General features: G+C 55.7%; 23 protein-coding genes and 2 pseudogenes. 11 read left to right on the top strand and 14 right to left on the bottom strand.

The annotated features are described in order from the left end of the window. Genes phoU through pstC form a run of 4 tightly spaced genes read right to left on the bottom strand, consistent with a single transcriptional unit; the run spans window position 1 to window position 3345 of the window. Window positions 1–702 (bottom strand): phosphate signaling complex protein PhoU, encoded by a 702-nt coding sequence (phoU, locus tag EMQ_RS08020; protein WP_010666137.1) that lies wholly within the window; start codon window positions 700–702, stop codon window positions 1–3. Window positions 703–715: 13 nt separating this feature from the next. Continuing rightward, window positions 716–1507 carry a phosphate ABC transporter ATP-binding protein PstB gene (gene pstB, locus EMQ_RS08015; RefSeq protein ID WP_010666138.1) on the bottom strand — a complete coding sequence of 264 codons (792 nt, stop codon included), beginning with the start codon at window positions 1505–1507 and terminating at the stop codon, window positions 716–718. 4 nt (window positions 1508–1511) lie between these two features. Next, entirely contained in the window at window positions 1512–2402 is an 891-nt protein-coding gene (gene pstA / locus EMQ_RS08010; RefSeq protein WP_010666139.1) for a phosphate ABC transporter permease PstA, read from the bottom strand. A 1-nt stretch (window position 2403) separates the two neighbouring features. After that, window positions 2404–3345 carry a phosphate ABC transporter permease subunit PstC gene (pstC, locus tag EMQ_RS08005; RefSeq protein WP_231368053.1) on the bottom strand — a complete coding sequence of 314 codons (942 nt, stop codon included), beginning with the start codon at window positions 3343–3345 and terminating at the stop codon, window positions 2404–2406. A gap of 343 nt (window positions 3346–3688) precedes the next feature. On the opposite strand from pstC, the gene EMQ_RS08000 reads away from it, so the two are divergent. The 3 genes from EMQ_RS08000 (at window position 3689) to EMQ_RS07990 (ending at window position 5238) form a co-directional block, all read left to right on the top strand. Beyond that, window positions 3689–3964, top strand: a complete 276-nt coding sequence (locus EMQ_RS08000) for a putative hemolysin (protein WP_026200140.1) — start codon at window positions 3689–3691, stop codon at window positions 3962–3964. Then, window positions 3961–4782, top strand: a complete 822-nt coding sequence (locus EMQ_RS07995; RefSeq protein ID WP_010666142.1) for a nitroreductase family protein — start codon at window positions 3961–3963, stop codon at window positions 4780–4782. Before EMQ_RS08000 ends, EMQ_RS07995 begins: the two co-directional genes overlap by 4 nt. A gap of 150 nt (window positions 4783–4932) precedes the next feature. Beyond that, window positions 4933–5238 (top strand): hypothetical protein, encoded by a 306-nt coding sequence (locus EMQ_RS07990; protein ID WP_010666143.1) that lies wholly within the window; start codon window positions 4933–4935, stop codon window positions 5236–5238. Window positions 5239–5290: 52 nt separating this feature from the next. Here the strand turns inward: EMQ_RS07990 and leuD are convergent, their stop codons facing one another. The 3 genes from leuD to EMQ_RS07975 all read right to left on the bottom strand — a co-directional run bounded on the left by leuD (window position 5291) and on the right by EMQ_RS07975 (window position 8264). After that, window positions 5291–5911, bottom strand: coding sequence for a 3-isopropylmalate dehydratase small subunit (leuD, locus tag EMQ_RS07985; protein ID WP_010666144.1), 621 nt, complete (start codon window positions 5909–5911; stop codon window positions 5291–5293). 25 nt (window positions 5912–5936) lie between these two features. Next, complete coding sequence (gene leuC, locus EMQ_RS07980; RefSeq protein WP_010666145.1) at window positions 5937–7343, bottom strand: 3-isopropylmalate dehydratase large subunit; 1407 nt, start codon at window positions 7341–7343, stop codon at window positions 5937–5939. A gap of 306 nt (window positions 7344–7649) precedes the next feature. Further along, entirely contained in the window at window positions 7650–8264 is a 615-nt protein-coding gene (locus tag EMQ_RS07975) for a methyltransferase family protein (protein WP_010666147.1), read from the bottom strand. A gap of 160 nt (window positions 8265–8424) precedes the next feature. Between EMQ_RS07975 and EMQ_RS07970 the strand changes: the two are divergent. After that, a pseudogene (locus tag EMQ_RS07970) lies at window positions 8425–9178 on the top strand (IS5 family transposase); the annotation flags it as partial. A 276-nt stretch (window positions 9179–9454) separates the two neighbouring features. Here the strand turns inward: EMQ_RS07970 and EMQ_RS07965 are convergent. Both EMQ_RS07965 and EMQ_RS07960 read right to left on the bottom strand, forming a co-directional pair. Then, entirely contained in the window at window positions 9455–9964 is a 510-nt protein-coding gene (locus tag EMQ_RS07965) for a hypothetical protein (RefSeq protein WP_148232718.1), read from the bottom strand. Between the two features lie 103 nt (window positions 9965–10067). After that, the gene (locus tag EMQ_RS07960) at window positions 10068–10520 is read right to left on the bottom strand and encodes a hypothetical protein (protein ID WP_010668331.1); all 453 of its coding nucleotides are present in this window, start codon (window positions 10518–10520) and stop codon (window positions 10068–10070) included. 339 nt (window positions 10521–10859) lie between these two features. On the opposite strand from EMQ_RS07960, the gene EMQ_RS07955 reads away from it, so the two are divergent. The 3 genes from EMQ_RS07955 to EMQ_RS07945 all read left to right on the top strand — a co-directional run bounded on the left by EMQ_RS07955 (window position 10860) and on the right by EMQ_RS07945 (window position 14381). After that, window positions 10860–11234, top strand: coding sequence for a hypothetical protein (locus EMQ_RS07955; RefSeq protein ID WP_132012102.1), 375 nt, complete (start codon window positions 10860–10862; stop codon window positions 11232–11234). Window positions 11235–11922: 688 nt separating this feature from the next. Then, complete coding sequence (locus tag EMQ_RS07950; RefSeq protein WP_048874261.1) at window positions 11923–13368, top strand: flippase; 1446 nt, start codon at window positions 11923–11925, stop codon at window positions 13366–13368. A gap of 20 nt (window positions 13369–13388) precedes the next feature. Beyond that, a complete protein-coding gene (locus EMQ_RS07945) occupies window positions 13389–14381 on the top strand; it encodes a glycosyltransferase family 2 protein (protein WP_018308198.1) in 993 nt (330 codons plus the stop codon). 206 nt (window positions 14382–14587) lie between these two features. Here EMQ_RS07945 and EMQ_RS07940 read toward each other — a convergent pair. Further along, window positions 14588–15301 (bottom strand): annotated as a pseudogene (locus EMQ_RS07940) (IS5 family transposase). A 220-nt stretch (window positions 15302–15521) separates the two neighbouring features. Here EMQ_RS07940 and EMQ_RS07935 point away from each other — a divergent pair. Beyond that, window positions 15522–16340: a glycosyltransferase family 32 protein gene (locus EMQ_RS07935; protein WP_018308199.1), complete on the top strand. Its 819-nt coding sequence runs from the start codon at window positions 15522–15524 to the stop codon at window positions 16338–16340. 181 nt (window positions 16341–16521) lie between these two features. Here EMQ_RS07935 and EMQ_RS07930 read toward each other — a convergent pair whose 3' ends face one another. Beyond that, a complete protein-coding gene (locus EMQ_RS07930) occupies window positions 16522–18537 on the bottom strand; it encodes a tetratricopeptide repeat protein (protein ID WP_018308200.1) in 2016 nt (671 codons plus the stop codon). A 134-nt stretch (window positions 18538–18671) separates the two neighbouring features. Here EMQ_RS07930 and EMQ_RS07925 point away from each other — a divergent pair, with 134 nt between their 5' ends. Together EMQ_RS07925 and EMQ_RS07920 are read left to right on the top strand one after the other, a co-directional pair. After that, on the top strand, window positions 18672–19514 hold the full coding sequence (locus tag EMQ_RS07925; protein WP_026200143.1) for a uracil-DNA glycosylase: 843 nt from the start codon (window positions 18672–18674) through the stop codon (window positions 19512–19514). A gap of 194 nt (window positions 19515–19708) precedes the next feature. Continuing rightward, window positions 19709–21694, top strand: coding sequence for a transglycosylase SLT domain-containing protein (locus tag EMQ_RS07920; protein WP_010668297.1), 1986 nt, complete (start codon window positions 19709–19711; stop codon window positions 21692–21694). A gap of 206 nt (window positions 21695–21900) precedes the next feature. Here EMQ_RS07920 and EMQ_RS07915 read toward each other — a convergent pair whose 3' ends face one another. The 3 genes from EMQ_RS07915 to EMQ_RS17310 are packed head-to-tail and all read right to left on the bottom strand — an operon-like array spanning window position 21901 to window position 23918. Then, window positions 21901–22524: an SGNH/GDSL hydrolase family protein gene (locus tag EMQ_RS07915; RefSeq protein WP_010667520.1), complete on the bottom strand. Its 624-nt coding sequence runs from the start codon at window positions 22522–22524 to the stop codon at window positions 21901–21903. Window positions 22525–22581: 57 nt separating this feature from the next. Next, window positions 22582–23790 carry an OpgC family protein gene (locus tag EMQ_RS07910; protein ID WP_018308201.1) on the bottom strand — a complete coding sequence of 403 codons (1209 nt, stop codon included), beginning with the start codon at window positions 23788–23790 and terminating at the stop codon, window positions 22582–22584. Further along, window positions 23787–23918 carry a hypothetical protein gene (locus tag EMQ_RS17310; RefSeq protein WP_257916376.1) on the bottom strand — a complete coding sequence of 44 codons (132 nt, stop codon included), beginning with the start codon at window positions 23916–23918 and terminating at the stop codon, window positions 23787–23789. Before EMQ_RS17310 ends, EMQ_RS07910 begins: the two co-directional genes overlap by 4 nt. Before the next feature lie 201 nt (window positions 23919–24119). On the opposite strand from EMQ_RS17310, the gene EMQ_RS07905 reads away from it, so the two are divergent. Continuing rightward, window positions 24120–25235, top strand: coding sequence for an Mrp/NBP35 family ATP-binding protein (locus tag EMQ_RS07905; protein WP_010667603.1), 1116 nt, complete (start codon window positions 24120–24122; stop codon window positions 25233–25235). Window positions 25236–25264 lie beyond the last annotated feature (29 nt).

Genomic DNA, 25264 nt, shown 5'->3' with positions numbered 1-25264 from the left:
TCAGGATGCAGGGTGATGGCCGCGACCACCGCGAGGGCGAACGGCAGGCAGCATTTCGCCCGTTACGGCATAATAGACACGCTCGGCGATGTTGGTGGTGTGATCGCCGATCCGTTCAAGGTTCTTGGCCACGAACAGCAGATGGATGCACGTCCCGATATTGCGGGGATCTTCCATCATGTAGGTCATCAGTTCACGGAACATGGCCGTGTAGAGTTCATCGACCGCCGTGTCGGACTGCCAGACCGCAACAGCGCCGTCCCGGTCCTTGGTGGTCAGGGCGTCGATGGCGCGGCGCAGGTTGTTCTGCACCAGATGCCCCATGTTCCGCAGGCCCACGAGGGAGATATTGCCCTCCGTCTCGAGCTTCATGGCCCGGCGGGCGATGGAGGAGGCGTAGTCGCCGATTCGCTCCAGATCACCGGTAATCTTCAGGGCCGCGACAATGGTGCGGAGATCGACAGCCATCGGTGAGCGCAGGGCGAGGATGCGGATGGCCAGAGCCTCGGCTTCCCGCTCCAGTTCGTCGACTTCCGGGTCAAGCTCGGGTGGCTCCAGAGCAGCTTCCTCGTCACCATCCACCACGGCTTTCACGGCCTGTGCAGTCTGGCGCTCGACCAGTCCGCCCATCCGGGCCATGAGGCTGCCGAGATGCTCGAGTTCCTGTTCGTAACTTTTGACGGTATGCGTGGATTCAGTCATCGCCCTGTTCTCCTCAGCCAAATCGACCGGTGATGTAATCCTGCGTCCGGGTTTCTTTCGGAGCGGTGAACATGCGGTCAGTGCTGTCCATTTCCACCAGCTCACCAAGATAGAAGAATGCGACCTGGTCAGCGCAGCGCGCCGCCTGCTGCATGTTGTGCGTCACAATGGCGATGGTGAATTCTTTCTTGAGTTCGTCAAGCAGTTCTTCGATGCGGGCCGTGGAGACGGGGTCGAGAGCACTTGTCGGTTCATCCAGCAGCACGACTTCCGGACGGGTGGCGATGGTGCGGGCGATGCAGAGACGCTGCTGCTGGCCGCCGGACAGCGCGGTCGCAGAAGCCTTCAGGCGATCCTTCACTTCAGTCCAGAGCGCGACACGACGCAGCACGTCCTCGACACGCCCGTCCATCTCGGAGCGGGAGAGTTTCTCATGCAGTTTCACACCGAAGGCGATGTTGTCATAGATCGACATCGGAAACGGCGTCGGTTTCTGGAAGACCATGCCCACCCGGGCGCGCAACCGGTTAAGGTCAATGCCCGGTCCGATGATGTTGCGACCGTCAAACACCACCTCGCCGGTGGCGCGCTGGCCGGGGTAGAGGTCATACATCCGGTTGAGCACGCGGAGCAGCGTGGATTTGCCGCAGCCGGAGGGTCCGATCATGCCGGTCACCTTGCGGCGGGCGAAATCCATGGAGATGTTACGAAGCGCCTTGTGCTCGCCGTAATAGAAGTCGAGCGATTTCACGGAAATCGCCGGTTTTTCCGCGACAGCCTGTCCGTTGTCTGTCTGGGTGGTCATTCGTTTACGCTCCCTTACGGCCAAAGCCGACACGGACAAGAATATTGATGAGCAGGACGCCTACCGTGACCAGCAGGGCGCCGGTCCATGCAAGCTGGACCCAGTCATCAAAGGCGGAACCAGCATACTGGTAGATGGTGACCGGAAGGCTGGCCATCGGGCGCGCCAGACTGACGGACCAGTCCAGATTGCCCAGAGAGGTGAACAGCAGTGGCGCGGTTTCACCCGCCACGCGGGCGATGGCCAGCAGCACACCGGTCAGGACCCCCGTGCGGGCCGCACGCAGGCAGATGAAGAGAATGACGCGCCACTTGGAGGCACCCAGCCCGATGCCTGCCTCCCGAAGGGACACAGGCACCAGACGCAGCATGTCCTCCGTTGTGCGGACCACGATGGGCAGCGCCAGAATCGCCAGCGCCAGAGAGCCGGCGAAACCGGAGAAATGCCCTGTCGGCACGACTACCAACTCATAGATGAACAGGCCGATCAGGATCGACGGCGCGGACAGCAGCATGTCCGAGACAAAGCGCGTGGTGCTGGCCATCCAGCCGCGTCCATAATCCGCCAGATAGATGCCGCACATCATGCCGATCGGTGCACCGATCAGGATTGAAGCCGCAGTCTGGATAAGACTGCCGACAATGGCGTTCGCCAGTCCGCCATTCAGTCCCGGCGATGCCGTCGAATGGGTGAAGGTGATCAGCGAGAGACCGCCCGCGCCGCGTATGATCAGCGTGAACAGGATCGAGCCCAATGCAATCAGCGCTACAGCCGTTGCGCAGAGGCTGAGCACGGTCGCCAGACGGTCCATCAGACGGCGACGCATCGCCAGCGAACTGTTGACCTTCCAGCCATCGGTCACGGCAGGCTGGGTCGTGTCGTTCAACTGCGTCATGTCAGCGTCCCTCCTTCTTGCCGGACACGCCCAGCAGAACACGGGAAATCGCCAGCGCGATGAAGGACAGTCCCATCAGGATCGCGCCCAGCGCCATCAGCGCCGACAGCTTGACGCTGCCAGCCGGACTCTCGGGAAATTCGAGTGCGATCAGGGAGGCGATGGTGTTGCCCGGCGCGAACAGCGACCAGCCGATCTTGTTGGCGTTACCGATCACGAAGGTGACGGCCATCGTCTCGCCCATCGCACGGCCCATGCCGAGCACGACACTGCCGACAACAGCGCTTCTGGACCAGGGCAGGATGACGTTGCGCATGACTTCCCAGCGCGTGGCCCCAAGCCCGAAGCCGCTTTCCTTGAGCACGGCGGGGATAGAGGTGAACACGTCGCACATGACCGCCGTGACGAACGGCATGATCATGACGGCGAGGATCAGGCCGCCCGTCATCAGGCCCGTGCCGAATGGTGCGCCAGCTACCAGTGCCTCAATGACAGGAACATGACCGAACCAGTGATGCAGGGTGGGCTGCACATAACGGGCGATCAGCGGCACGATGACAAAGAAGCCCCACATGCCGAAGATGATGGAAGGCACCGCCGCAAGGAGTTGCACGGCCATGCCGACCGCGAACGAGATGCGCGCAGGAGCCATCTGCGTCAGCCAGAACGACGCGCCAAAGGCCAGAGGAACCGCGACGACAAGACCGATCAGACTTGTGACAATCGTACCGAAGACGGGGGCCAGCGCACCGAAATGCTGGGTGACGGGGTTCCAGACGGAGGTCGTGAAAAAGGAGGGGCCGAAGGTCTCGAAAGCCTTCATCCCTCCGCCGATCATGACGAGAATGATTCCGCCGAGCAGCAGCAGGACACCAACACCTGCCGCCGTCACCAACCATCGAAAAAAGGAATCGCCATTCAGACGGGATCCGGCTTCAAGCATCGTCTCTCGCGCTTCTGTGCTTTCCGGCGGCTTCCCGGGAACTGTTCCAGCCGTCCGCGCTATACCGTTCATGAATCAGACGCTCCGCTTTCTGATACGGCCCGACCATTACTTAACGGTCATCAACCGGGCAACCGTGGAATGACATGCGGGTTCATGACATTTTTATTGCGACTGACGTGAAAAGCCCGCCTGACCGGTATTTTTCTTATGCATTGCCTTCCTGCGGAGCGTTATTTTTAGCCGGGATTCTGTTCGTATGGGATCAGATTGTCCCGTGATTTTCCCTTATCCCGCTCACGCCTTAAGGTGGATGATGAACGCAACAGAAAACAGACAGATCATGACATCCAGAAAAATCATGACGGCAGGCGCGTCCGCTCTGCTGATCGGCGGACTGGCTGCCTGCACGGATAGCCATCACCCTCGGGAACGGCGGATCGGTATGGCCAATCCAGCCTCGGTCTACTGCCAGAAAATCGGCGGCCGGCTCGAAATGCAGCAGGGACCGGACGGTGTGCGCGGCATCTGCCATCTGCCGGACGGTACCAGCATGGACGAATGGGCCCTGTTCCGGCGTGATCATGCGGCTCCCACAAAAGGAGACGAGCCTCGATGACAGACCGTTTCAGCGCGCTTTGGGAGGAACGCTACGGACCTGACGTGTCTGTGCCATCCGTTACACCGGATGCGATCACGGAAAGCCTGATGGCCCACCGGACCGTGCGCGCCTATCTCGACACCCCCTTGCCGGAAGGAGCGCTGGAAGCGGCCATCGCCGCCGCGCAGTCAGCGTCTTCTTCCTGCAATATGCAGATCTGGAGCGTAGTGGCGATCGAGGATCAGGCCCGCAAGGACCGGCTGGCGGCTCTCGCTGGCAATCAGGCCCATATCCGGCAGGCACCTCTGCTGCTGGTCTGGCTGATCGATTTCGGACGCCTGAAACGATTGGGTGAGGCCGAGGGTAAGCCGACAGAGAATCTCGAGTATCTCGATACCTTCATGGTCGGCGCAGTGGATGCGGGCATTGCCGCGCAGAATGCTGTCGCTTCTTTCGAAGCTGCCGGTCTCGGCATCGTTTATCTCGGCGCGATGCGTAACAACAGCGAGGCCGTGGCGAAGGAACTGAATCTGCCGCCTCTGACAGCCGTTGCCTTCGGTCTGAGCGTCGGTTTCCCTGACCCAAATAAACCGGCTCATATCAAGCCACGCCTTGCTCCGTCAGTTGTGCTGCACCGTGAGCAGTATGACGCAAGCGGAGAGCAGGAAGGCATCGCCCATTACAACGAGGTCTATGCGGCTTTCCAGAAGGCGGAAGGTCTGCCTGAGAAGCGCTGGGCGGACGCGACGTTGCCCCGCCTTGCTTCACCCAAGGTACTGCATGGACGGGACCAGTTGCGGGATGTGCTGGAAAAGCAGGGGTTTCGTCTGCGGTAACCCTGACATGTTTTGACATATCTCTACCGGAGCAGGATGCTTCGCAGGCATTTTCGGTGAACACGGTGAGCGGGTCCTGCTCACCGGTCGTTCTGTTCCGAAAAGCCGTGGGCGGAGAGTACGTCCGCTCCGGCATAAGGAGTGTCAGACATGTCAGCCTACAAAACCCTGCGCGAAGCCATTGAAAAGAAAAGCGCCGTCAACTTCACCCTGAGCGGCAAGGCACAGAGCGGTTCACCCCATGCGCTCGGCAAGGGCGACAATGTGGAAAAGGTTCTGATGTATCGTGGTGAAGATGCGCACGAAAAGCGCGTGCCGCCACAGGGAGAATGGAGCTGCATCGCAGTCTCCGATCTGTCCGACGTGGAGCTTGCACCCGGTGTGCCGTTCCATGTTGGTCACCCGCCGGAGAAGCATCGGGCGGAAATCCGCGAAGTCGATATCGAACTGGGCTAAGTCGCCCGTCAGATCGTTCCCCGCCTTCGAGCGGGGAACGTCTTTTATTCAGTCAGACGGCAATCTTCGGGAACCAGGGCTCGTCCTGCTTCCGCTTCGTCTCGAACGCCTCGATGGCGTTTTCGCGCTTCAGCGTCTGGCCAATATCATCCAGCCCTTCAAGTAGCAGATGCTTGCGCAGCGGATCGATCTCGAAACTGATTTCCTGTCCGTCCGGACGAATGACGACCTGACGCGCCAGATCGACCGTGATCCGGCTGTTCGAGCCCTGCGAGGCGTCGCTCATCAGTTCATCACAGACTTCACGCGGCAGACGGATCGGCAGGATGCCGTTCTTGAAGCTGTTATTGAAGAAGATGTCGGCAAAAGACGGTGCGATCACGCAGCGGATGCCGAAATCGAGCAGCGCCCAAGGGGCATGCTCACGCGAGGAGCCGCAGCCGAAATTCTCGTGCGTCACAAGAATCTCCGCCTTGCGGTAAGGCTCCTTGTTCAACACGAAATCCGGATTTTCCGAACCGTCCGGACGATAACGCATGCCGTCGAACGCATGCACGCCAAGGCCGGTACGCTTCGTCGTCTTGAGGAAGCGGGCCGGAATGATCTTGTCCGTGTCGATATTGGCCTCGGGCAGAGGTGCCGCGATGGCCGTCAGAGTGGTGAATTTCTCCATCGGTCTTCGTCCTTCCCTGCCGAAATCAGTTCGTAAGCTCGCGAGCGTCGGTCAGCACGCCGGTCACCGCCGCCGCTGCCGCCATCGCGGGAGACAGCAGATGCGTGCGACCACCCGGTCCCTGACGACCCTCGAAGTTGCGGTTTGAGGTCGAGGCGCAACGCTGGCCCGGCGTCAGCTTGTCCGGGTTCATGCCAAGGCACATGGAGCAGCCAGCCTCGCGCCATTCGAAACCGGCGTCGAGGAATACGCGGTCCAGACCTTCTTCCTCGGCCTGCGCCTTCACCAGACCCGAGCCCGGCACGATCATGGCACGGACGCCATCGGCCACCTTGCGGCCCGCCGCGATGGAGGCCGCAGCCCGGAGATCCTCGATACGGCTGTTGGTACAGGAACCGATGAACACCACATCGACGGGCGTTCCGGCAATCTTCTGCCCGGCCTTCAGGTCCATATAGTCCAGCATGCGGACCATCTGCGCCCGCTTTGCTTCATCGGGTTCATCAGCCGGATCGGGCACTGTGCCATTGATCGGCAGCACATTCTCAGGGCTTGTGCCCCATGTCAGGCATGGCTCGATCTCTTCGGCCCGCAGCGTGATTTCCGTGTCGTAGACCGCGCCTTCATCGGAGGCGAGCGTCTTCCAGTAGGCGACGGCCTGATCGTAGCCTTCACCCTTCGGGGCGAAGCGACGCCCCTTCACATACTCGAATGTGGTCTCATCCGGTGCGATCAGACCGGCGCGGGCACCGGCTTCGATCGCCATATTGCAGACCGTCATGCGGCCCGCCATGTCCAGCCCGCGAATGGCGGAACCGCAGAACTCGATGACATGACCCGTGCCGCCAGCGGTGCCGATCTTGCCGATGATGGCCAGCACCACGTCCTTCGCCGTCACACCAGGAGCAAGCTCACCCTCGACGGCGATTTTCATGTTCTTGGCGGGCTTCTGCAGGATCGTCTGCGTCGCCATCACATGCTCGACCTCGGACGTGCCAATACCGAACGCCAGAGCGCCCATCGCGCCATGCGTGGAGGTGTGGGAGTCACCGCAGACGATGGTCATGCCCGGCAGAGAGATGCCCTGCTCGGGGCCGACCACATGCACGATACCCTGATTGGCCGACAGCAGCGGGAAATACGGAACGCCGAATTCCTTGACGTTGCGCTCCAGCGTCTCGATCTGGTTGCGGCTTTCTGGTTCCTCGATCGGCTGGGTGCGATCGGAGGTCGGCACGTTGTGGTCCACGACGGCGATCGTGTTTTCCGGGTGACGCAGCTTGCGTCCAGCCAGACGCAGCCCTTCGAACGCCTGCGGGCTGGTCACCTCATGGACGAGGTGGCGGTCGATATACAGGATGGCGGTCCCGTCCTCGAGGGTATCGACAACGTGGTTGTCCCAGATTTTGTCGAACAGAGTACGCGGTGACATGGCCAATCCTGATTATCCCGAAATGAAGCAGACCTTTGCCTCCCGCCCATGCGAACCGTCAAGTTCGGTCCTGCGCAATGATGATGCGCGCAGGGCGATGAAGCAGTGAAAGCTCTCTTATATTGTAGCACGCAAGCAGCGGCATCCCAATTCCGATCTTTCACGGAACGTGAGGTGCGAAGGGCGGAAGATCAAGGAGAACTGTATCCTCTGTGCCCTTTAATTTAACAAACCGGGATCAAAGAGGCTGTGTTCCTTTGTGGGGTTCGGGGCAAAGCTCCGAAATGAGGGCAGTCATCTGCGTCATCAAAAAATAAAGGGGATGAGCTTCCACCTGACCTCTTTCGACCAGCCGACCCATTCACTGCGGGGTGCAAGCATCTTTTCCTCGGCGTTGATCCTCATGATCTGCATCCACCAGGTGAAGAGAAGAACCACGGCGTTATGGGCTGTTGGATATTGCAGCAGAAAAGCCACCTGCATCAGAAGGTAACCGGCATACATGGGATGCCGGATAACCCTGTAAGGCCCGCCTGTTTTCAGCTGGCGCGATGCCGCGATGATCCCGAAGCTTCTGCGCAGGGACAGTTTGGCGGAAAGACTGAGCAGGATGCCGAGCAGGGCCAGACTGCCGCACAGCAGACTGGGGAGAAGAGGCGAAACATGCGGCGTGGCAACGACTAACAGGCCAGCATATGTTCCCAGCACAGCAACAAGCCAGTCACGCCAGTTGTGGCTGAGAGGGCCGCGTTGCCGTGTGACCGTAAAGGTCATGTCGAGCAGAGCTTCCGCCAGATAGAGGCATGCCACAAAGCTATGCGTTACAAAGACGGGTGTGAAATTTGCAAAGAGGAAGTAACAGCCAACGCCAAGAAGCAGGAGCTTTTCGCTCCGTTCAATGAGGGATGTGGAAGGCGTCATGAAAAAGGATATATTTCAATGCTGTAAGAGGTTTCTTGTATTGTGAAACGATTTGGTAAATATTTTATTGCTTTAAGTAGGGCAGGTTAGGTTAAGGACCTGTTGATTTCTTGAATTGAACATTGTTCCTTGGTTTACGGGTATTAGAGAAGAATGGTCTGTGAGTGAGATATTTTTGCTGTCTGAACGTCAGATGGAGAGGATCAGGCCGTATTTCCCATTGGCACATGATGTACCGCGTGTGGATGACCGTCGTGTCCTGAGCGGGATCGTGTATGTGATCCGCAACGGTCTTCAGCGGAAAGATGCCCCGAAAGCGTATGGTCCGCACAAGACTTTATACAACCGGTTTATCCGCTGGAGCCGCCTGGGTGTTTTTGACAGGATCTTTGTCGACCTGACAGAGCAGACTGGCCGTTCGAAGCGTCTGATGATTGATGAGACACATCTCAAAGCGCACAGAATGGCATCGTCTTTGCTCAAAAAGGGGCTTTTCCCCGCCATATCGGACGAACCAAAGACGGACTGAACTCAAAGCTCATGCTGTATGTGATGGTCTGGGACGGTCGGTCCGTCTTCATCTGACAGCGGACCAGGTGAGTGACTTCAAAGGCGCAGACATTCTTCTGAGCGATCTTCCCGATAAGACAGAAGAAGTCATCGGGGATCGGGGATACGACAGCAATAAAATCAGGCTGTCTCTCGCAGACCGGAATATCATCGCCTGTATTCCGCCGAAGAAGAACCGGAAATCAAAGCCACCTTACGACTGGCATCTCTATAAAAAGCGTCACCTGATTGAAAACATGTTCGCAAAGCTCAAAGACTGGCGGCGCGTCGCCACCAGATATGTCCGCTGTGCTCACACCTTCATGTCAGCAATCCATATCGCAGCAAGCTTCATCTTCTGGCTGTTACGCGCGTTGGTTTGGACAACTGTGCCGCTTGGTTTAGAACCCCACACGATCATCATTAGATTGCTCGAAGAGCACTCTGAAAGAGCGATTAGAGTGCTCTCTCAGCATCACCTATCACTGACTGAACAGCGACCTGTTCCGTCGGACATGCACAAAAATAGCCACTAATAGGACATTCACCGCAGTCGTAAGGATTGCCGTTATGCCAACTGTGACGATCATGTCTCTCTCCTCAGATAGGCCGCATTATCCGAGCACAGGCGATCCCAATCCTTACCACACATCAGCCAGATTCCCGGCCTCATTCACCCACAGGTCCGATTCAGAGAACTGCACACCTATATAAGCGGTGCCGCAGGTCTCGACAGACAGCCTCACACTGTTGAGGTCTGCCGGATCGATGTCACCCCACACCGGATAGAGGCATTGCGTGTCCAGGCGGTAGCCATGACGCGCCGCATACGCCAGCACATCAGTCTCATTACCACCAAGGTCCGTGCGTTCATCGCCACGGATATAACCTGTCGACGCAGAGTAGAAATCAATAGCGTTGTCATCCGTCACTGCGATCTGAAAACCACCCAAGGCTGCCTGTGCCCTGGCGCCATTAACCAACGCGGCCGCCGTGCAGTTTCCCAAACGGTCATTCGCGAGCAGCAATGGCGACGGATCAACCGACCGAACGAGACGTTCGGCGGCACGACGCCGCATCATGCGCAACGACGCGGTTTTGGGAGCGGCAGCATCGTGACGCGCGGGAGTTTTGCCTAACCGCAATCTCACCGTCTCCACTTCCCCGACATACACGCCACCCCCGTCACGAACCCCACAATGCAGCCTGGCCCTCAACCGGACAGCCACACAACTGTCAGGAGGGGCGTGCTCATCACACGCCGTGTCGCAGTCGGATAGCTGCAATCCGCTGCTTGCGCCACTCAACCTCAGACAGGCCGAAGCGAGCGCTGGTCACGGCGCTGAACATCGACTCAATCACGGATGCGACAGCAGCCACATCCGCAGAAACCGTCGAAACCTTGGCTGCCAAGGTTGCTTCAATGCCAGTTGCTGCCCCTGAAATGTCACTCGCTGCTGTGCGGATATCGGCAACAACCGATGTCAGCGCTGCAGGCACGCTCGTGCTGTCGAATGTCAGTGTCGCCGTCGATCCGGCATATTGCTGAAAAGCATCCAATCCGCCATTGATAAGCGCTACCGCTTTCGAAACAACCGTCGTGACAGGGGTGGGAACAGCTGTGAACGACAGAACGGTTTGCGCCACACTTTCAGCGATCTTGATATCCCCGACAGCCTCATCAACCTTTAGACTGATTGTCGTCACACCGCCCGTCGTCTGAACCGAACAGCCACCCAGAACAGCAACACCCCCGATAGCGGCTGCAGCAGTGCCAGCGCGCTTCAGAAAACCGCGACGAGAACGATAGCATCGCAGTAATAGGCCGTGTCGCCTACAGAATACAGGCAATGTCATGATATTAAGAGAGCAACATTTTTTGTATTTTCTCTATCTTTATTATCTTTTGTCTTCGGTTTCTCTGACTGTAGAGCATCTGAAATTTATAAAAGACCATCTGTTTCCGCAGGAAGTTCACAAAAATACGTTTCTCAGGCGATGTCTTATCTTGGACGATGCTCTGCCTGGCGAAGCTTGTCTTCCTGCATGTCTGAGCAGGACAAGTTTGTTCGTCAGTATGTGAATGCGCTTGCCGGGGATTATCGTGCGCAGCAGGACGTCGCATTCAGCTTTTCTCTTACCGACGGATATGGCGGTCCTGTCGTCACAAATCCGATCCAGGCATGCGCGTGGGCAAAAGTGATTTCCGCCAGCGGTTCGCCATATGTAACGGCGGCCGATCAGTCTTCCATGGTCATAAAATGCTCGGATCTGCGCCCTATGGACCTGGAGGCTGCCGCGGCTCGTCTCAATGCCATTCGAACGCTGATAAAGGACGCACACGTTAAACGTGTCGCGGTGCCTGAGATGGAGTACAACCCGGAATCAGGAAAAGACGAAACAGAAGCCGATCAGGATTAAAGACATTTCTTAATAGGCTTCTAAGATACCTATTCTTAAGCAGACGCGGGATTTTTTTATTTTCCAGACCTAGCGTCTCAATCATTCATTTCCGACCTGATCGCGTCCCAGTTCGGCAACTGATGACGAGACGCCGTGGATAACTTTTCCTTCGTGAGAAACTGCGGGTTCCTGCTGTTTTCTGTCCCACTATATCCCCTCTCGTCCCACGAAATCCCGGTGTCCCAGTTTGTCCATTCCTAGATGTTCCTCACACTGGCTCAAGGAATGAGTCCTGAGCTCAGGCATGTCGTAGAAGACTGGCGCAGATAAAATGTCAAGAGAGATCAGTTGCTTCGTTCTCGCGTAATTGGTCCTTTGGATGCTATGGAGCTACTCATGCATTTAGTTGGTTGAATAAGGTGACTTGCGACTCGTTCTTCGATAGTGTTCGAACCCATAGGAGTATCGGGATAAGGAAAGAGCCAATTTTCTTGATATGACATAACAACGCATTAGCAATGCATTGTTTTTATGTAACAAAATGGCTATATGCATTGATTTTGCATCACTCAGCCGTATGGTCGTGAGGGGGAAGAGGAAACGGTTCCAATCTTTGTCAGTGCGGTTGTCATTATGCTGAATAGACAATCGTAAAAAGAGAGTGATTTACCAACATTTTTTTATAATATTAAAATGGGTGCATTTGATGAAGTCGTCTAATAGTGCAGTAAACTTCATATATAATGCAATGGGGTCTCTTGTTCCTATAATAATTTCATTGGCAACGGTTCCGTTGTACATCAAGTTATTGGGTCTATCTCGCTATGGTGTTGTGACATTAAGCTGGGTTCTCCTTGGGTATTTCGGTTTTCTTGATTTTGGTATGTCCCGTGCTTCTGCAAATGCAATGGCGCGCCTGCCTGAAGATGATTCTCGAAATAGATCAAAAGTGTTCATGACTACACTTTACTCTAATATGATTATGGGTACTGTCGGTGGTCTTGTTATGTATTTTCTTGGTGGGTTTATTCTTCTCCATGTTGTTAAAATTGAGCCTGATTTAATCCATGAAACGCAGCAGGCTTACCCATGGATGGCTGCAATGCTGCCTTTCGGGATGCTTGGAGGTGTATTAATCGGAGCGCTTGAGTCGCGTGAACGCTTTCTCGCGGCTAACGCGTTGGGGACAGTCGGTAATATCATCAGCCAGATACTTCCTCTTGTTTGCGCATGGTTGATTACCCCCGCTTTGACCATAGTTATTCCTGCTATTCTTCTTTCAAGGGTCGTTTTTATTGTGAGTGGCTTTGTTCTGGTTGCTCAGAAAGAGAAGGGTTTACGGATTCAGGATTTTAGCACTGAGTGGCTGAGAAAGCTTTTTGGCTATGGATCATGGGTCAGCATTTCCGCTTTTCTAAACCCCATCTTGGACTCTCTTAATCAGATCGTTATCGGTGCAATGCTCAATGCTGCGGCTGTGGCGAAATACTCAGTTCCCATGACGCTCGCGATTCGCTCTCAAGTGGCTGCGACCGCTCTTGCCCGCACTCTCTTTCCTCGTCTTTCCCGAGCCACTCATGAGGAAGCTGTTGATACGACACAGAAGTCGGTTGGCACTTTGGCTTATGGCTTCGCTGTTGTCTGCGGACCGGCTATCCTGTTCTCCTCCACTTTTCTCCATTTCTGGATTGGAGAAAAATTCGCCGTTGAATCCGGAGCCGTTGCTGAGATCCTGTTGTTTGGAGCATGGACGAACGGTGTGGCATTTATTCCCTACAATTTCCTGCAGGCTCAGGGACGTCCGCATGTTACCGCTGTTGTGGGTATGATTGAAATACTACCATTTTTATTTGTGCTCTGGGTTTTTATTCATTTTTTTGGACTGCCGGGTGCAGCTGTGGCATGGACGTTACGTGTCACGATAAATGCTTTTGTTCTTCTCAGTCTTAGTCACTGTGTTACTCGTAAAATGTTTCATCTGATTCCTGTGATCGTGATGATGAGTGGATCTCTTCTGTTGGCTTTGTTTGTGCCTATGGCACCCCTGATAGCTATAGGAACTTCTTTCGTGGCATTCTTGACTTTTCTTCTCGCGGCCTTGCTGCTGGATCCTGTCTTCAAGGGAATATTGCGTAGAAAATTTGGTTTATAATAGCTGGAATAACTAGAAATATGAAAATCTCCGTTGCACTAGCTACATATAATGGGAGTCGGTATCTCCGTGAGCAACTTGATAGCTTGGCGCAACAGACTCTGTTGCCATCTGAATTGGTTGTAAGTGATGATGGGTCAACGGATGATACGCTCCAGATCCTTCGCGAATTTGCGCAAAGCGCGCCTTTCCCTGTAAGGATTTTAGAAAAACAAGGTAATCTTGGATTTGCGGATAATTTTCTATTCTGTGCGTCTCAATGTCAGGAAGACCTGATCGCTTTTTGTGACCAAGATGATGTATGGATGCCAGAAAAGCTAAAGACTGCTTATGAAAGAATGATGGTTGATGATAGTATATTATCTATACATACTTTAGAGATTGTGGATTGTAATTTAAATAAAAATGGACTTTGGACACAAGGTATAGTAAAGGACGAAATTGCAGAGAAAATGACATATTTTCCCTATCGAGGTGGATGGGGTAATTCTATGTTATTCAAATCCAATCTTGTGAAAGAGATTTCATTTAATATTCGACCCAAACAACCGGAAGAAGAACGCCCATTATCTCATGACACATGGATTTATATATTGGCATCTGCTTTTGGCCGCGTTTCAAAAATCAACAAGCCTTTGATTTTGTATCGTCAATATGGCGGGAATGTTTCTCAGACAAAATCTAGAACCGTTTTTGATAAACTTCATATGAGGTTTTCTCTATCTATAGAAAAACTTGAAGAGCGAAGAGATTTTTATGAAAAACTCTCATGTTTGTTCCGGTTATTAAGTAAGAAAGAAAGATTTGAATTTTCAATTGATAGTATGGTGGTATCAAAAATTTACTTTGAAAAATATAGAATTATATTACAAAAGACAAATATGTACACACCAAAAGATATAAGGAAAAGATTTTGTAATTATGTTAATTATTATAAAAATCAAAAAAAACTAAGGCTTGGGGTGATTAAGGATTTAGTTTTTGGTGTTTTTTTTGGAGCTTGTTCTAAATAATTCAGATGCCTCTTGGTGTGATTGAGACGTTTTCGGTAGGGTCTGGAAGAGATTTGAAGATGAAATCAGTCTCAATCTTAGTTTGGATAGAGAGTAAAATGGATTTTTCATATAAAATACTGATTACTCTCTTTGTCAGATCAGATTTTGTGGAAAATGACAATTCTTACTTATAATAATGTGATGCTAATGGATATTAGGGCCTGTTAGGTCTTGATATAGTCTGTTGTAGCAGCGATGAGGGTGACGGAGAGGAAGGATGCGGTGGTTTTCTCATATCGGGTCATGACAGCCCGCCATTCCTTGAGCCTTTCCCACAGACTTTCGACCAAGTGCCGGTGTCTGTAAGCCCGGCGACTTCTGGATCATTTTTCCTTGGCGGGATGACCAGACGGGACCCGTGGTTTCAGAGATATTCACCGAATTATGCGAGGCATACCCGCGATCGTAGACGACATAGATCGGTAGGTGTGGTAGATCTTAAGCAGGGCATAGGCACACGGCAGTTCGTGCGCCTGTCCGGGAGAAAGCATGAAGGAAAGAGCCCTGCCATGGCCATCTGTGGCTACGCAGACCTTAGTGCCAAAGCCCCCACATGAGCGGCTAAGAAGCCTCACGATTCATCTGTACCCTCCTCTTTTTGGCGGCCCCGGTCGCCTTGTGATGGGCACGGATCGTCGTGCCTTCGAGAAAGACCATGCCGAGAGCCTGATTCCTGTCTTTGACCTTTTCAAAGAGGCGCTGCTATACTCCGTGCTTCGACCAGCGAATGAACAACTGTGCGCTATCCACCAGGGACCAAACTCAGATGGCAGGGCGCGCCTCTTCGCGCCGTTCTGAGGGCGCCCAAAAATCGCGGAAATCGTTCGTCGAAAGTTTTTCGGTGGACTCTTGCCCTTCGGACGGACTTCCTTGATCAAAGGCTCCCAGACGGACCATGCGGTATCGGAAAAGACAGACTACATCATGCTCATCGTAAACAGCTATGCAGTCCGTTCTGTTATTCAAGACCTAACAGGCCCTAAGGATTGTGAGGTTTGTATGAAAGTTTGATTTGTTATTGTGACTTCAAGACTGAGCTTGTTGGTAAGATTTGTATTTTGTAAGAAATACAAAGAAATAATTTTGAGGAAAAATTTGATGAATGCAAAAGAATTTGATTTGAGGGGAAGAAAAATTCCGCGCATTATTTATCAAACAATTGGTGATGGAGAAATTCCATTGCCTATCAAGGAGAATATAGAAAAAATAAAAAAGGAAAATCCAGAGTGGGATTATAGGCTGTATAGAGATAAAGATATAGAAAGTTTTATAGAAACAGAATTTGGGAATAATGTATTAAAAATTTACAAAAAAATTGACGATTCATACGGGGCAGCGCGCGCTGATTTATTTAGGTATTTGATACTTTATAAGTATGGAGGAGTTTATCTTGATATAAAAAGCAGGTTTTATGGTCCAATTTCTCAATTTGTAAAAGGAGATGAGGGGTTCATTATTTCGCAATGGAGTAATGCTGTTGGTGAAAAGTATGAAGGATTTGGGCTTAAATCTGAATTGTCCTTTATTCCTGGAGGGGAGTTTCAGCAGTGGCATATTATTGCAGCTCCAGGACATCCTTTCCTGCGAGAGGTCGTTGAATCTATAATAAAAAAAGTTAATTCTTACCGACCTTGGAAAGACGGCACTGGAAAAGTTGGAGTGCTCAACCTGACTGGGCCTATTATTTATACAAAAACGATTTATCCAATACTAGATCTGTACCCACATAAATTTATTAGGAGAGAAAGTGATATTGGTTTAGAATATAGCATATTTGGAAAAGATAAACACAAGAACGCTTTTGTATTACATTATTCAAAACTACAAAATCCCATTGTCAAACCGTCGTTTTGGTTACAAATCCCGTATGCATTGTGGAATGTAGCAAGAAAATTAAAATCAATAATTAAAATATAATATAAATATATTGTTGTATATTTTATGTTGATACTTTTTATCGGAAAACAAAGAAATAATGTTTTTATTTGTGGTAAAAATACTGAATAATGTAATAATGAAACCGAACCTGTTTGAATACGACTTTATTAATTCAGTGACATGTTGTTTCTATGACTTAGTAAGGCTTAAACTTTAAGCCTTATTGCGGTGCGGCTGCAATGTCCCGAATGGGGAATTTTGTCTTGATATCCGCCGTTCTGGCAAAATCCAGAGCCGACTGGATGCGCTGTAGGTCGTCAGGCTCAGGCTTCAGGCCGAGCGCGACATTCCACTGATCAATCGCCTCGCTTTTGCGACCGAGATCCCAGTACGCCACGCCAAGGTGATAATTCACCTCCGGATCAAGCGGTGTCTGCTCTGCGGCCTTTTCGATCATTTCCGCACCGCGTGGCAGATCCCCGGAACGCAGCAGAACCCAGCCCAGACTGTCGCGGATTGCCGCGTCATCCGGGTCGAGGGCGAGCGCCCGTTTCAGAAGTTCGGTGGCCTCTGTCAGATGGAGACCACGCTGCGCCCAGCCATAGCCGAGAAAGTTCAGCAGCAGTGGTTCATCGGGCACCATCTTGCGGGCTTCCTGCAGATCCGCTTCGGCTTTCGGCCAGTTGTTGGTGCGCTCGTAGGCTGCCGCCCGTTCAAACAGCAGGGTCCAGTCAAGGGTCTGGCTGGCGCGGGCGTTGGTGATAGCCTTGTTGAATGCGTCGATCGCAGCGGGCCAGTCCTTGCTTTCGGAAAGGATCGTGCCGAGTGAGCGGATGGGCAGCACAAGGTTTGGCGCGTCATGAGCCAGACGCTCCAGCTTGGCGCGCGCGTCCGCATGGTTGCCAAGCTGATCTTCCAGCATGGCCACACGATACTGTGCGACACGGATCAGGGGATTGGTGTCTGGCAGATCCTGCAATACCGCGATGGCGATATCCTTGTGTCCCAGACTTTCTTCGATCTCCGACAGCATCAGGCGAGCGATGGCGAGCGTCGGATCAAGGGTCAGCGCCATGCGCAGCATCATGGCCGAGGCGATGTTGATCTGCTGCATGCTGTCCACTTCCGGTGCATGCAGGGCCTGCTGGCGGAGAATGAAGGCGACCAGTACATAAGCATGCGCCACGCCGTCACGCGCAGTTGGTACGGGCGGGCTGTCGATGGCTGCCTGTAGCTCAGGCTCTGCGAGAGACAGGACGGTGTCGCTGCCCGTCGCCGCACGGAGCAGGTCGCGGGCTTCACTCTGATGGCCGGTCTGCCACAGAAGGTTGGCGCGTGCGCGGTTGATTAGAAGGTCGCTGGCTGGAAAGAGCTGGTTGGCCTTGTCGAACAGCGTTTTGGCCTGTCCGGTGTCGCCGGCAAGCAGGGCAATCAGCGCGGCGTGGCCGACATAGAAAGGCGCGGCAGGCGACGTGCTGTGTTTCGGGGAGGTGAGCAGCGCAATGGCGTCCGTGTATTTCTTCTCACCCGCCAGACACCATGCCTGCAGAAGGGGAGAGAGGATGTTGGTCAGAGCGTCGGAGGGCATGCTTTGATAGGCTTCGGAGGCTTCCTTCCAGCGATCATGCAGCACGGCGTCGTTGCCGAGGACAAAGGCGGTCAGAATGCTGCGCCCACCTGCCTTAGCCAGAGTCTGGCGGGCCAGATCCACGGCGTTGGGTGCTCCGGCCAGAGCGGCTTCGGAGAAGGCCTGCCGGAGCAGGTCCATGTTATTCGGGTCTTTCGCCAGTGCCGCGCTGTAAGCCTGGGCAGCGGTGGCGTAATCATTGGCGCGTGCGGCGATGAGTCCCACCAGAAAATCTGGCGTGTCGATCGGTGCAAATGGTGAGGATTCTGCCTTTGTTGGGGTGGCCAGCGCCTTCTGTTCCGCAGCTATCGCGCTACTGGACAGAAGAGAAGCCAGCAGCAGGGCGGACAGGACAGGACGAATTGGCATGATGGCGATGAGCCCCTGACGATGTGTGAATGGGATGGTGGCATCCCGTGGCTGTAACAGCCATGAGAAAGATTTAACCCGGCAGGCGCGATCGGCCAACCACGAGCATATGTGGCTGATGAAGTTTGAAAAAAGATGGATGGTGGAAAAGGTTCCCGCGGTGGCGTTCATGATGTTGCAGTCACCGGAACGAAGGCGGGAAGCCTGTTCGACCGCAGATGTCTTGAGCGTTATGGCCACGTCTCTTGCTGGAAACAGTGTCCTGTTTCCTTTGATCGTCCAGTCGAATGGAAGTGATCTTGTGTCGAGAGGAGGACGGGCCGCCACTCTTTCTTTATAGTAGGTGATCAGAAGATGTGGAGAGTCTGGTGACCATGGACGCTGGTGCGGTTGCGGCGCTGCTGGAGTTGCAGATTGAGTGGGGCGTTGATGTCCTTCTCGATGAGGCGCCCCATGACCGGTTTGCCGAGTGGGAGGCCGAACAGGCGGCGCGTGTGGCGCACCAGACGACGGCCCCGGCTCTTGATGGGGCGGTCAGGCATACAGCGAAACGTCGCCCCGCCATCAGTGAAGAAACGCGTCACCCTGCGGAGGGAGGGCCGGGTGGTTCTGACGCCGCACTAGCGGCATTGGCCGGGATCACAACCATTGCGGCGCTGGAAAAAGCCATCGACGGATTCGTGGCTTGCAGTCTGCGCGGCACGGCAACCCACACCGTTCTGCCGCGTGGTCCGGTCGGCGCACGGGTGATGGTGATCGGGGATGCGCCTGATGCCGACGAGGACAGAAGCGGGATCGTTTTTTCAGGAGAATCCGGCGATCTGCTGGGGCGTATGCTCGCCTCGATCGGCCGGACCCGTGAGGAGATGATTCTGGCTCCGGCGATTCCCTGGCGACCACCGGGCGGACGCCCTCCGTCTCCCGTCGAGGTTGCGCAATGCCTGCCGATGCTTCTCAGGAGTATAGCCCTCTATCAACCTGAAAGACTGCTCCTGTGCGGTGGACTGGCGACCCGCATGATTCTCGGACCGGACATCAATCCCGCCCGGGCGAGAGGCAGCTGGCGCACGACCGCATGGGGTCCGGAAGGCGGACCACAGAGGCCCGTCATGACAATGAGACACCCTTCACAGTTGCGGGCAGGCGCGACCGCTCGCCGTCAGATATGGGATGATATGTTGTTACTAGCGGTAACACTCGATGGTGCGGTGAATTAAGTAACGTAATAGTGGAATAATGAAGGCAGACCGGCAGGAATAGAATCAGGTAGAGACATCTCTCTACCACTTGTGACAATCACAGGAATTCAAGCGTTTGCAAGGAGTATTCCTGAGTGAAGCTTGCCTGTTGCCATATGGTGATTGTCAGCAAGCTTGCATTTTGGAATGGAAACTTATAGACCCCCGCCACCATGCGAGCCATAGGTCATATTTCCCACTCGATCGCCGCCAGGTTTCTGCTTGCCGGCGCTGCCTTGCTGACGGGAGCATCCTTCGCCAGTGCGCGGCCGCTGCCGGTTCCCCCTGATGAGGGAGGGTCCCGTTCATCGGAGCGCTCTTCTCATGATGGGCATGGCAGTGACGAAGTGGCCATGGCCGTGTCACGCCTGCCGTATGGCGGACCTGATGACGCCGGTGTCTCGTTGCCCCGTCCGTTGTCTTCCGACATGGCGACCCTCGTGCGGGCCATTTTTCGGCTTCAGCGCCAGAGCGCCTTCAGCGAGGCGCTGGCCAGCACGACGCGTCTGACCGACACGACCCTATTGGCCGACATTCTGGCCGAAAGATTTCTCAACCCGTCCTATCATCCCAGTCCCGCCGAAATGAGGCGCTGGCTGCGGGATCACGCGGACATGGCCGATGCCCCGGCGGTCTACACCCGTCTGGCGTCGCTTTCCGAGCGTGGCGCGCCGCTTCCACCTGCACCGTCTCTCGCCATGCTCGGCGGGGCGCGCGCTGGAAGCGTCAACGGATCGATGGACCGGGCGTTCACACGCAATGCGTTGTTGGATCGCACGGTCATGGAACGTGCCGCGCTGGGTGCAAAAGGGGCGGATAGCGCCCTGCATCTGATCGCGATCACGCCGGGTATGACGCCTCCCTACGCCGCCCAACTGGGTGGCGAGGTGGCGCAGGTTCTGCTGAGTCAGGGAGCTTTTGCGGCTGCGGAAAAGACCGCCCGTGAGGCTTTCCATCGTGGAAACGAAAAGGTTGGTTTCCCCGCCTATATGGCCGGGCTGTCGGCTTGGTCGCAGGGACATAAGGCGGAAGCCGTGGCCCTGTTCGAGAAAGCCTCCCGTGCGCCGCTCGTGACGCCCGAACTGATCTCGGCGGCGGCGTTCTGGGCGGCTCGTGGACATCAGGAGCTTGGAGAGATGACATCTTTCCGCCCCTGGCTCCAGCGGGCTCAGGCGGCTCCGACCAGCTTTTATGGTCTGCTGGCGCGCCGTATGATGGAGCGCGTGCCGCACCATGTAATGCGTGACAACGCTGTGCAGGATGCCGCTCTCGAAGTGTCAGCGGACGCTGCGCCTTCCGAACCGCTTCTGACAGAAATTGATGTGGAAGCCGTGGGCGCTACGCCAGTCGGTCGTCGCGTGTTTGCCCTGTTGCAGGTGGGCGAGCAGGAGCGGGCGGAGCAGGCGCTGCGTCGCTACTGGCCGCAGATCGTGCGTGACACCGCTCTGGCGCAGTCCTTCCAGCTTGTGGCCGCTGCGGCCGGACTGAACGATCTGGCGCTGGAAATGGCGGATTCCATTCAGGCGATGGAACAGTCTTCCGGCAAGCATGGTGAGCATCTGCCTCTGCCTGCGCTGCATCCCCGCCATGGATTCACCGTCGATCCGGCGTTGGTCTATGCCCTGACCCGTCTGGAATCCAATTTCGATCCGGGCGCCGTCTCCGGTGCGGGCGCACATGGTCTCATGCAGATCCAGCCCGGCACGGCAGGGTTTGTGACAGGGCAGACGGACCGGTTCGCGTCTTCACCTCAGGTGCTGCACGATCCCGGCCTAAACCTTGAAATCGGTCAGCGCTATGTGAAGTATCTGGCGCATCTGAGTTGGGCTGGGCAGGCGGCCCCGGAGGGCGGTGACCTTATCCGTCTGCTGGCGAGCTACAATGCGGGACCGGGTTCGATTTCCCATTGGGAGACGAGCGCGGGCGTGTCGGAAGATCCGCTGCTCTATATGGAGCGTCTGCCGAACGCACAGACGCGGGCCTATGTGACACAGGCCTTCTCCTACCTCTGGACCTATGCCGATCGTCTCGATCTGCCGACGCCCTCTCTGGAAGCGCTGGCGGACGGTGAGTGGCCGGGCTTTGGACCGGAACTCAAGCTTGCAGCTCCGTCTCATCTGCATCTGGCCTCGGCGAATATCTCTCCGACCATTCACTGATTTGTCGCTGATAGGTCGGCTCTAAAAGACGCCGACAGCTTTTTATAAACGAGCGATGAAGCAGGGCTCTGCCCTGCACCCGGAAGGGATCGCAGCCCCTTCACCCCTGTTGTTTTAATAAAATGGGTTCAAAGGGACTGTGTCCCTTTGTAGGGTCCGGGGCAAAGCCCCGAGAAACGTAAGGCGAACCCATCAGATGCGGGAACCTAAATTCCCGTCATCTCGACAATCCAGCGCGCCACGGCCTCGCCCAGCAGCTTGTAACCAAAATCACCCAGATGCAGACCATCGGGAGAAAGCTGCTCGCGGGTCATGTCATACTCGGCGCACCACGACTTCATCAGCGCGTAGCGGTTGAAGAACGGGATGTTCATCTCAATGGCCAGCGCGGGCACAGCGTCCCGGAAGGCAGGGAAGTTCGGCAGCTCTTCCAGCATCTTGCACCATTGCGGCCCGATCATGCCCAGATCGCACCCGTCCTCACGGCGCAGACGCTCGAGATCATCGCGGGTCTGATCAATGAAGCTGGAGACAGACTTCTCTTTCCAGACATCATTCGTGCCGCCCTGCCAGACGACCAGATCGGCGCGATCATCAATCACCTGCTGAAGCCGGTCATGCATTTCCTCGGCTCCATTGCCGCCGATCCCGCGATTGATGACGGTCACACCGTTCGGCATGAAAGGCTGCAATGTCCGCTCCACGACCGGGCACAGGCCATTCTCGGGCGAACTGGCGCCGACACCTTCGACGGTGGAGGAGCCGAACAGGCAGATCTTCACGGAAGAACCGGCCTGCAATAGCCGGGTCAGGCGGGGAAAGTGGCTCATTCTATCGGTTCCTGTGTCTGTGGGCGGCGTCATCATGCCAGAGGCGGACGAGACGGCTCAGGAGGCGGCAGGCTGCTTTGGCTCCGACGGCTTCATCAGCTCCCGCGCCCGGTTACGTTTACGCTCGTAGACAACTGTCACGCAGTAGAGAATCCACAGGCCTGCAATGTTGATCACGACCTGAAACAGCCAGCCTTCTCCGAATGTGGTGAAGATCAGACGCCCGATCAGGTCGAGAACGGTGCCGACCGTAAAGACTTCCAGCGAATGGCGTCCGCATAGCGCCAGCGCCTGTCCCAGCCGTGTTTCCGAGAATTGCCGGGCCAGTTGCGAGGACTGCACCAGATAGAAAATCGACAGGACATCCAGCAGCCGCAGGGGAGCCAGCGTGCTCTTGTCGGGAGAGGGCAGGGCAAGCGGGCGGATGGTCGGCAGTCCCCACTGCGTCCACGGAAAGGCCTCCAGCAGCGAGAACATCAGATAGCCCGCGCAAAGGATCTTCAGCCAAGAAAAGGAAGGCAGATTTCCGTTGTGACGACCGGCCTCGATAGCCCCGCAAGCGCCAAGCACGAACAGGAACTGCCATGCCAGCGGGTCGAAATACCAGCCATCCGGGTCAAGCCAGTTGGGGAAATTAACACTGGGGTCGATGTTGATCAGCAGCCACAGGGCGAAACTCAGTCCCAGCGCGAGAAAGCGATTGAACCGGATGACGCAGAACATCAGGGGAAAGGCCCCCAGCAGCACCATGTAAAGCGGCAGGATGTTCAGGTTGGACGGCAGGGCGTCCAGCAGAAAGACACGCCAGAAATTGGACAGACCGTGCGCCAGTTCGGGCTCAAGAAAGTCGACGGGAACGGGCGTGAAATTGCGCCAGGTGCGGATGATGACGACAAAGGAGATCATCATCAGCGTCTGGGCGATGTAGAGCTTTCCACAGCGGACGGCGATCTTGCGAAGCGTCACCGCCACGCCGTATTTCGGGAAACCCCGCCCGTACGCCAGCCACGAAGCATATCCGGCCAGCAGCACGAAAATCTCCGCGGCATCCGCAAAGCCAAGGTTCCGGATGGTCAGCCGGTTGAGGAGGTTCTGTGGCATGTGGTCCACGAACATCATCAGCAGGGCGATCCCGCGCAGGGCGTCCACGCGATGATCCCGGACCCGTTTGGTGGCGGGTGGCGTGTTCAGGGCGACCGAGGCCTTGTCGGCCCGACCTTCAGAAGAATGGCCGGAAAGCGGAAAAGAGGAGGTCGTGGCGGTCATGGCCTGTCCTGCATGGCTGCGGCAATGGAGTGGTCGCCGGAAACCCGCGCCTTATAGCAATCAATCACGGAAGGGTGAGAGCCACGACCGGGCTGTCTGGCGCATTTTTCGGAGACACTGGTATCCATGCAACATTCTTTCAGGGGACGACCGTCGTTATGGCGTCGACCGGGCAATCAACCACATGCCGCAACATGACAGGGAATGCTTTACGAGGCGTTCCGGAGAAAGGTTGGCCAGTGAAAGATTGGTGCGCATTCCATCTGGCCGTTCCGGTTCATAAACGCCATATACACCCTCACAGCAGAGAAGAGAAAAGAGGCGATGTCATGACCGAGCAGCACGTTCCCTCGCGTGAGGAAATCGAGACAGTCATCAGGGGCGTCGTCGAACCGACCAGTGGTCGGTCGCTGCTGGATATCGGACAGATTGAAGCCTGTCAGATCGCGGCCGGACGTATCCGTCTGACACTGGCCGTAGCGCCGGCTCTGGCGGCGCGCCTCGAAAAAAGCGCCTCTGCTGCCGAACAGGCGTTGGACAGGGCCTTCCCGGAATGGCGCGCCAGCGTGCTGCTGACGGCGCATCGCCCAACAGCACCGCGACCGGAGCCGAAAGCCGGAGGCGGTCACCGGCCTCTGGGTGGCGTCGGGAACAAGGACGCGTCCGAACCGCTTCTGCCACAGGTCCGCACCGTGATCGCCGTCTCGTCCGGCAAGGGCGGCGTCGGCAAATCGACCACCGCCGTCAATCTGGCGGCCGGACTGGCGCTGGAAGGATTGTCGGTCGGACTAATGGACGCCGATGTCCACGGTCCTTCGCTCCCACGTATGCTTGGCATCAGCGGCAGGCCCGAAGTCCGTGACGGCAAGCTGATCCCGGTTGAGGCATGGGGGCTGAAAGCCATGTCCATCGGTATGCTGGTGGATGAGACGCAGGCGATGGTCTGGCGTGGCCCGATGGTGATGGGCGCGATCGGTCAGCTGCTCGGCGATGTCGCGTGGGGCGAACTGGACGTTCTGGTGATCGACATGCCGCCCGGAACGGGGGATGCGCAGCTCACTCTGGCGCAGAAGGCCGTCCTGAGCGGCGCGATCATCGTCTCGACACCACAGGACATTGCCCTGCTGGATGCGCGGCGTGGCGTGGCGATGTTCGAAAAGACCCGCGTGCCGGTTCTCGGGCTTGTGGAGAACATGTCCTATTTCTGCTGCCCGAACTGCAATCATCGCACGGAACTGTTCGGTCACGGCGGCGCACGGGACGAGGCACGACGGCTCGATGTGCCGTTCCTCGGCGAGATTCCACTGCTGGCCGACATCCGCCTCAGTGCCGACGAGGGAGCGCCTATTGTGGTGAGAGCGCCGCAGAGCGAGGCCGCGAAGGCCTATCGCTCGCTCGCGGCTGGCGTGGCGGGCGTTGTGCGGAAACTGCCGCACAGGCAGTAATCACGGCCACAAACAGGTATATTCCTTAT

The sequence above is a fragment of the Acetobacter aceti NBRC 14818 genome (assembly GCF_000193495.2).
Classification (GTDB): domain Bacteria; phylum Pseudomonadota; class Alphaproteobacteria; order Acetobacterales; family Acetobacteraceae; genus Acetobacter; species Acetobacter aceti.
The sequence above is the reverse complement of the archived record's forward strand: the minus strand, read 5'-3'. Positions and strand labels throughout refer to the sequence as shown.

Bases quoted from the DNA above. Each gene is read 5' to 3' on its own strand.
- phoU (WP_010666137.1), bottom strand. From the start codon at position 702: ATGACTGAATCCACGCATACCGTCAAAAGTTACGAACAGGAACTCGAG.
- pstB (WP_010666138.1), bottom strand. From the start codon at position 1,507: ATGACCACCCAGACAGACAACGGACAGGCTGTCGCGGAAAAACCGGCG.
- pstA (WP_010666139.1), bottom strand. From the start codon at position 2,402: ATGACGCAGTTGAACGACACGACCCAGCCTGCCGTGACCGATGGCTGG.
- pstC (WP_231368053.1), bottom strand. From the start codon at position 3,345: ATGCTTGAAGCCGGATCCCGTCTGAATGGCGATTCCTTTTTTCGATGG.
- EMQ_RS08000 (WP_026200140.1), top strand. From the start codon at position 3,689: ATGACATCCAGAAAAATCATGACGGCAGGCGCGTCCGCTCTGCTGATC.
- EMQ_RS07995 (WP_010666142.1), top strand. From the start codon at position 3,961: ATGACAGACCGTTTCAGCGCGCTTTGGGAGGAACGCTACGGACCTGAC.
- EMQ_RS07990 (WP_010666143.1), top strand. From the start codon at position 4,933: ATGTCAGCCTACAAAACCCTGCGCGAAGCCATTGAAAAGAAAAGCGCC.
- leuD (WP_010666144.1), bottom strand. From the start codon at position 5,911: ATGGAGAAATTCACCACTCTGACGGCCATCGCGGCACCTCTGCCCGAG.
- leuC (WP_010666145.1), bottom strand. From the start codon at position 7,343: ATGTCACCGCGTACTCTGTTCGACAAAATCTGGGACAACCACGTTGTC.
- EMQ_RS07975 (WP_010666147.1), bottom strand. From the start codon at position 8,264: ATGACGCCTTCCACATCCCTCATTGAACGGAGCGAAAAGCTCCTGCTT.
- EMQ_RS07955 (WP_132012102.1), top strand. From the start codon at position 10,860: ATGTCTGAGCAGGACAAGTTTGTTCGTCAGTATGTGAATGCGCTTGCC.
- EMQ_RS07950 (WP_048874261.1), top strand. From the start codon at position 11,923: ATGAAGTCGTCTAATAGTGCAGTAAACTTCATATATAATGCAATGGGG.
- EMQ_RS07945 (WP_018308198.1), top strand. From the start codon at position 13,389: ATGAAAATCTCCGTTGCACTAGCTACATATAATGGGAGTCGGTATCTC.
- EMQ_RS07935 (WP_018308199.1), top strand. From the start codon at position 15,522: ATGAATGCAAAAGAATTTGATTTGAGGGGAAGAAAAATTCCGCGCATT.
- EMQ_RS07925 (WP_026200143.1), top strand. From the start codon at position 18,672: ATGGACGCTGGTGCGGTTGCGGCGCTGCTGGAGTTGCAGATTGAGTGG.
- EMQ_RS07920 (WP_010668297.1), top strand. From the start codon at position 19,709: ATGCGAGCCATAGGTCATATTTCCCACTCGATCGCCGCCAGGTTTCTG.
- EMQ_RS07915 (WP_010667520.1), bottom strand. From the start codon at position 22,524: ATGAGCCACTTTCCCCGCCTGACCCGGCTATTGCAGGCCGGTTCTTCC.
- EMQ_RS07910 (WP_018308201.1), bottom strand. From the start codon at position 23,790: ATGACCGCCACGACCTCCTCTTTTCCGCTTTCCGGCCATTCTTCTGAA.
- EMQ_RS17310 (WP_257916376.1), bottom strand. From the start codon at position 23,918: ATGGATACCAGTGTCTCCGAAAAATGCGCCAGACAGCCCGGTCGTGGC.
- EMQ_RS07905 (WP_010667603.1), top strand. From the start codon at position 24,120: ATGACCGAGCAGCACGTTCCCTCGCGTGAGGAAATCGAGACAGTCATC.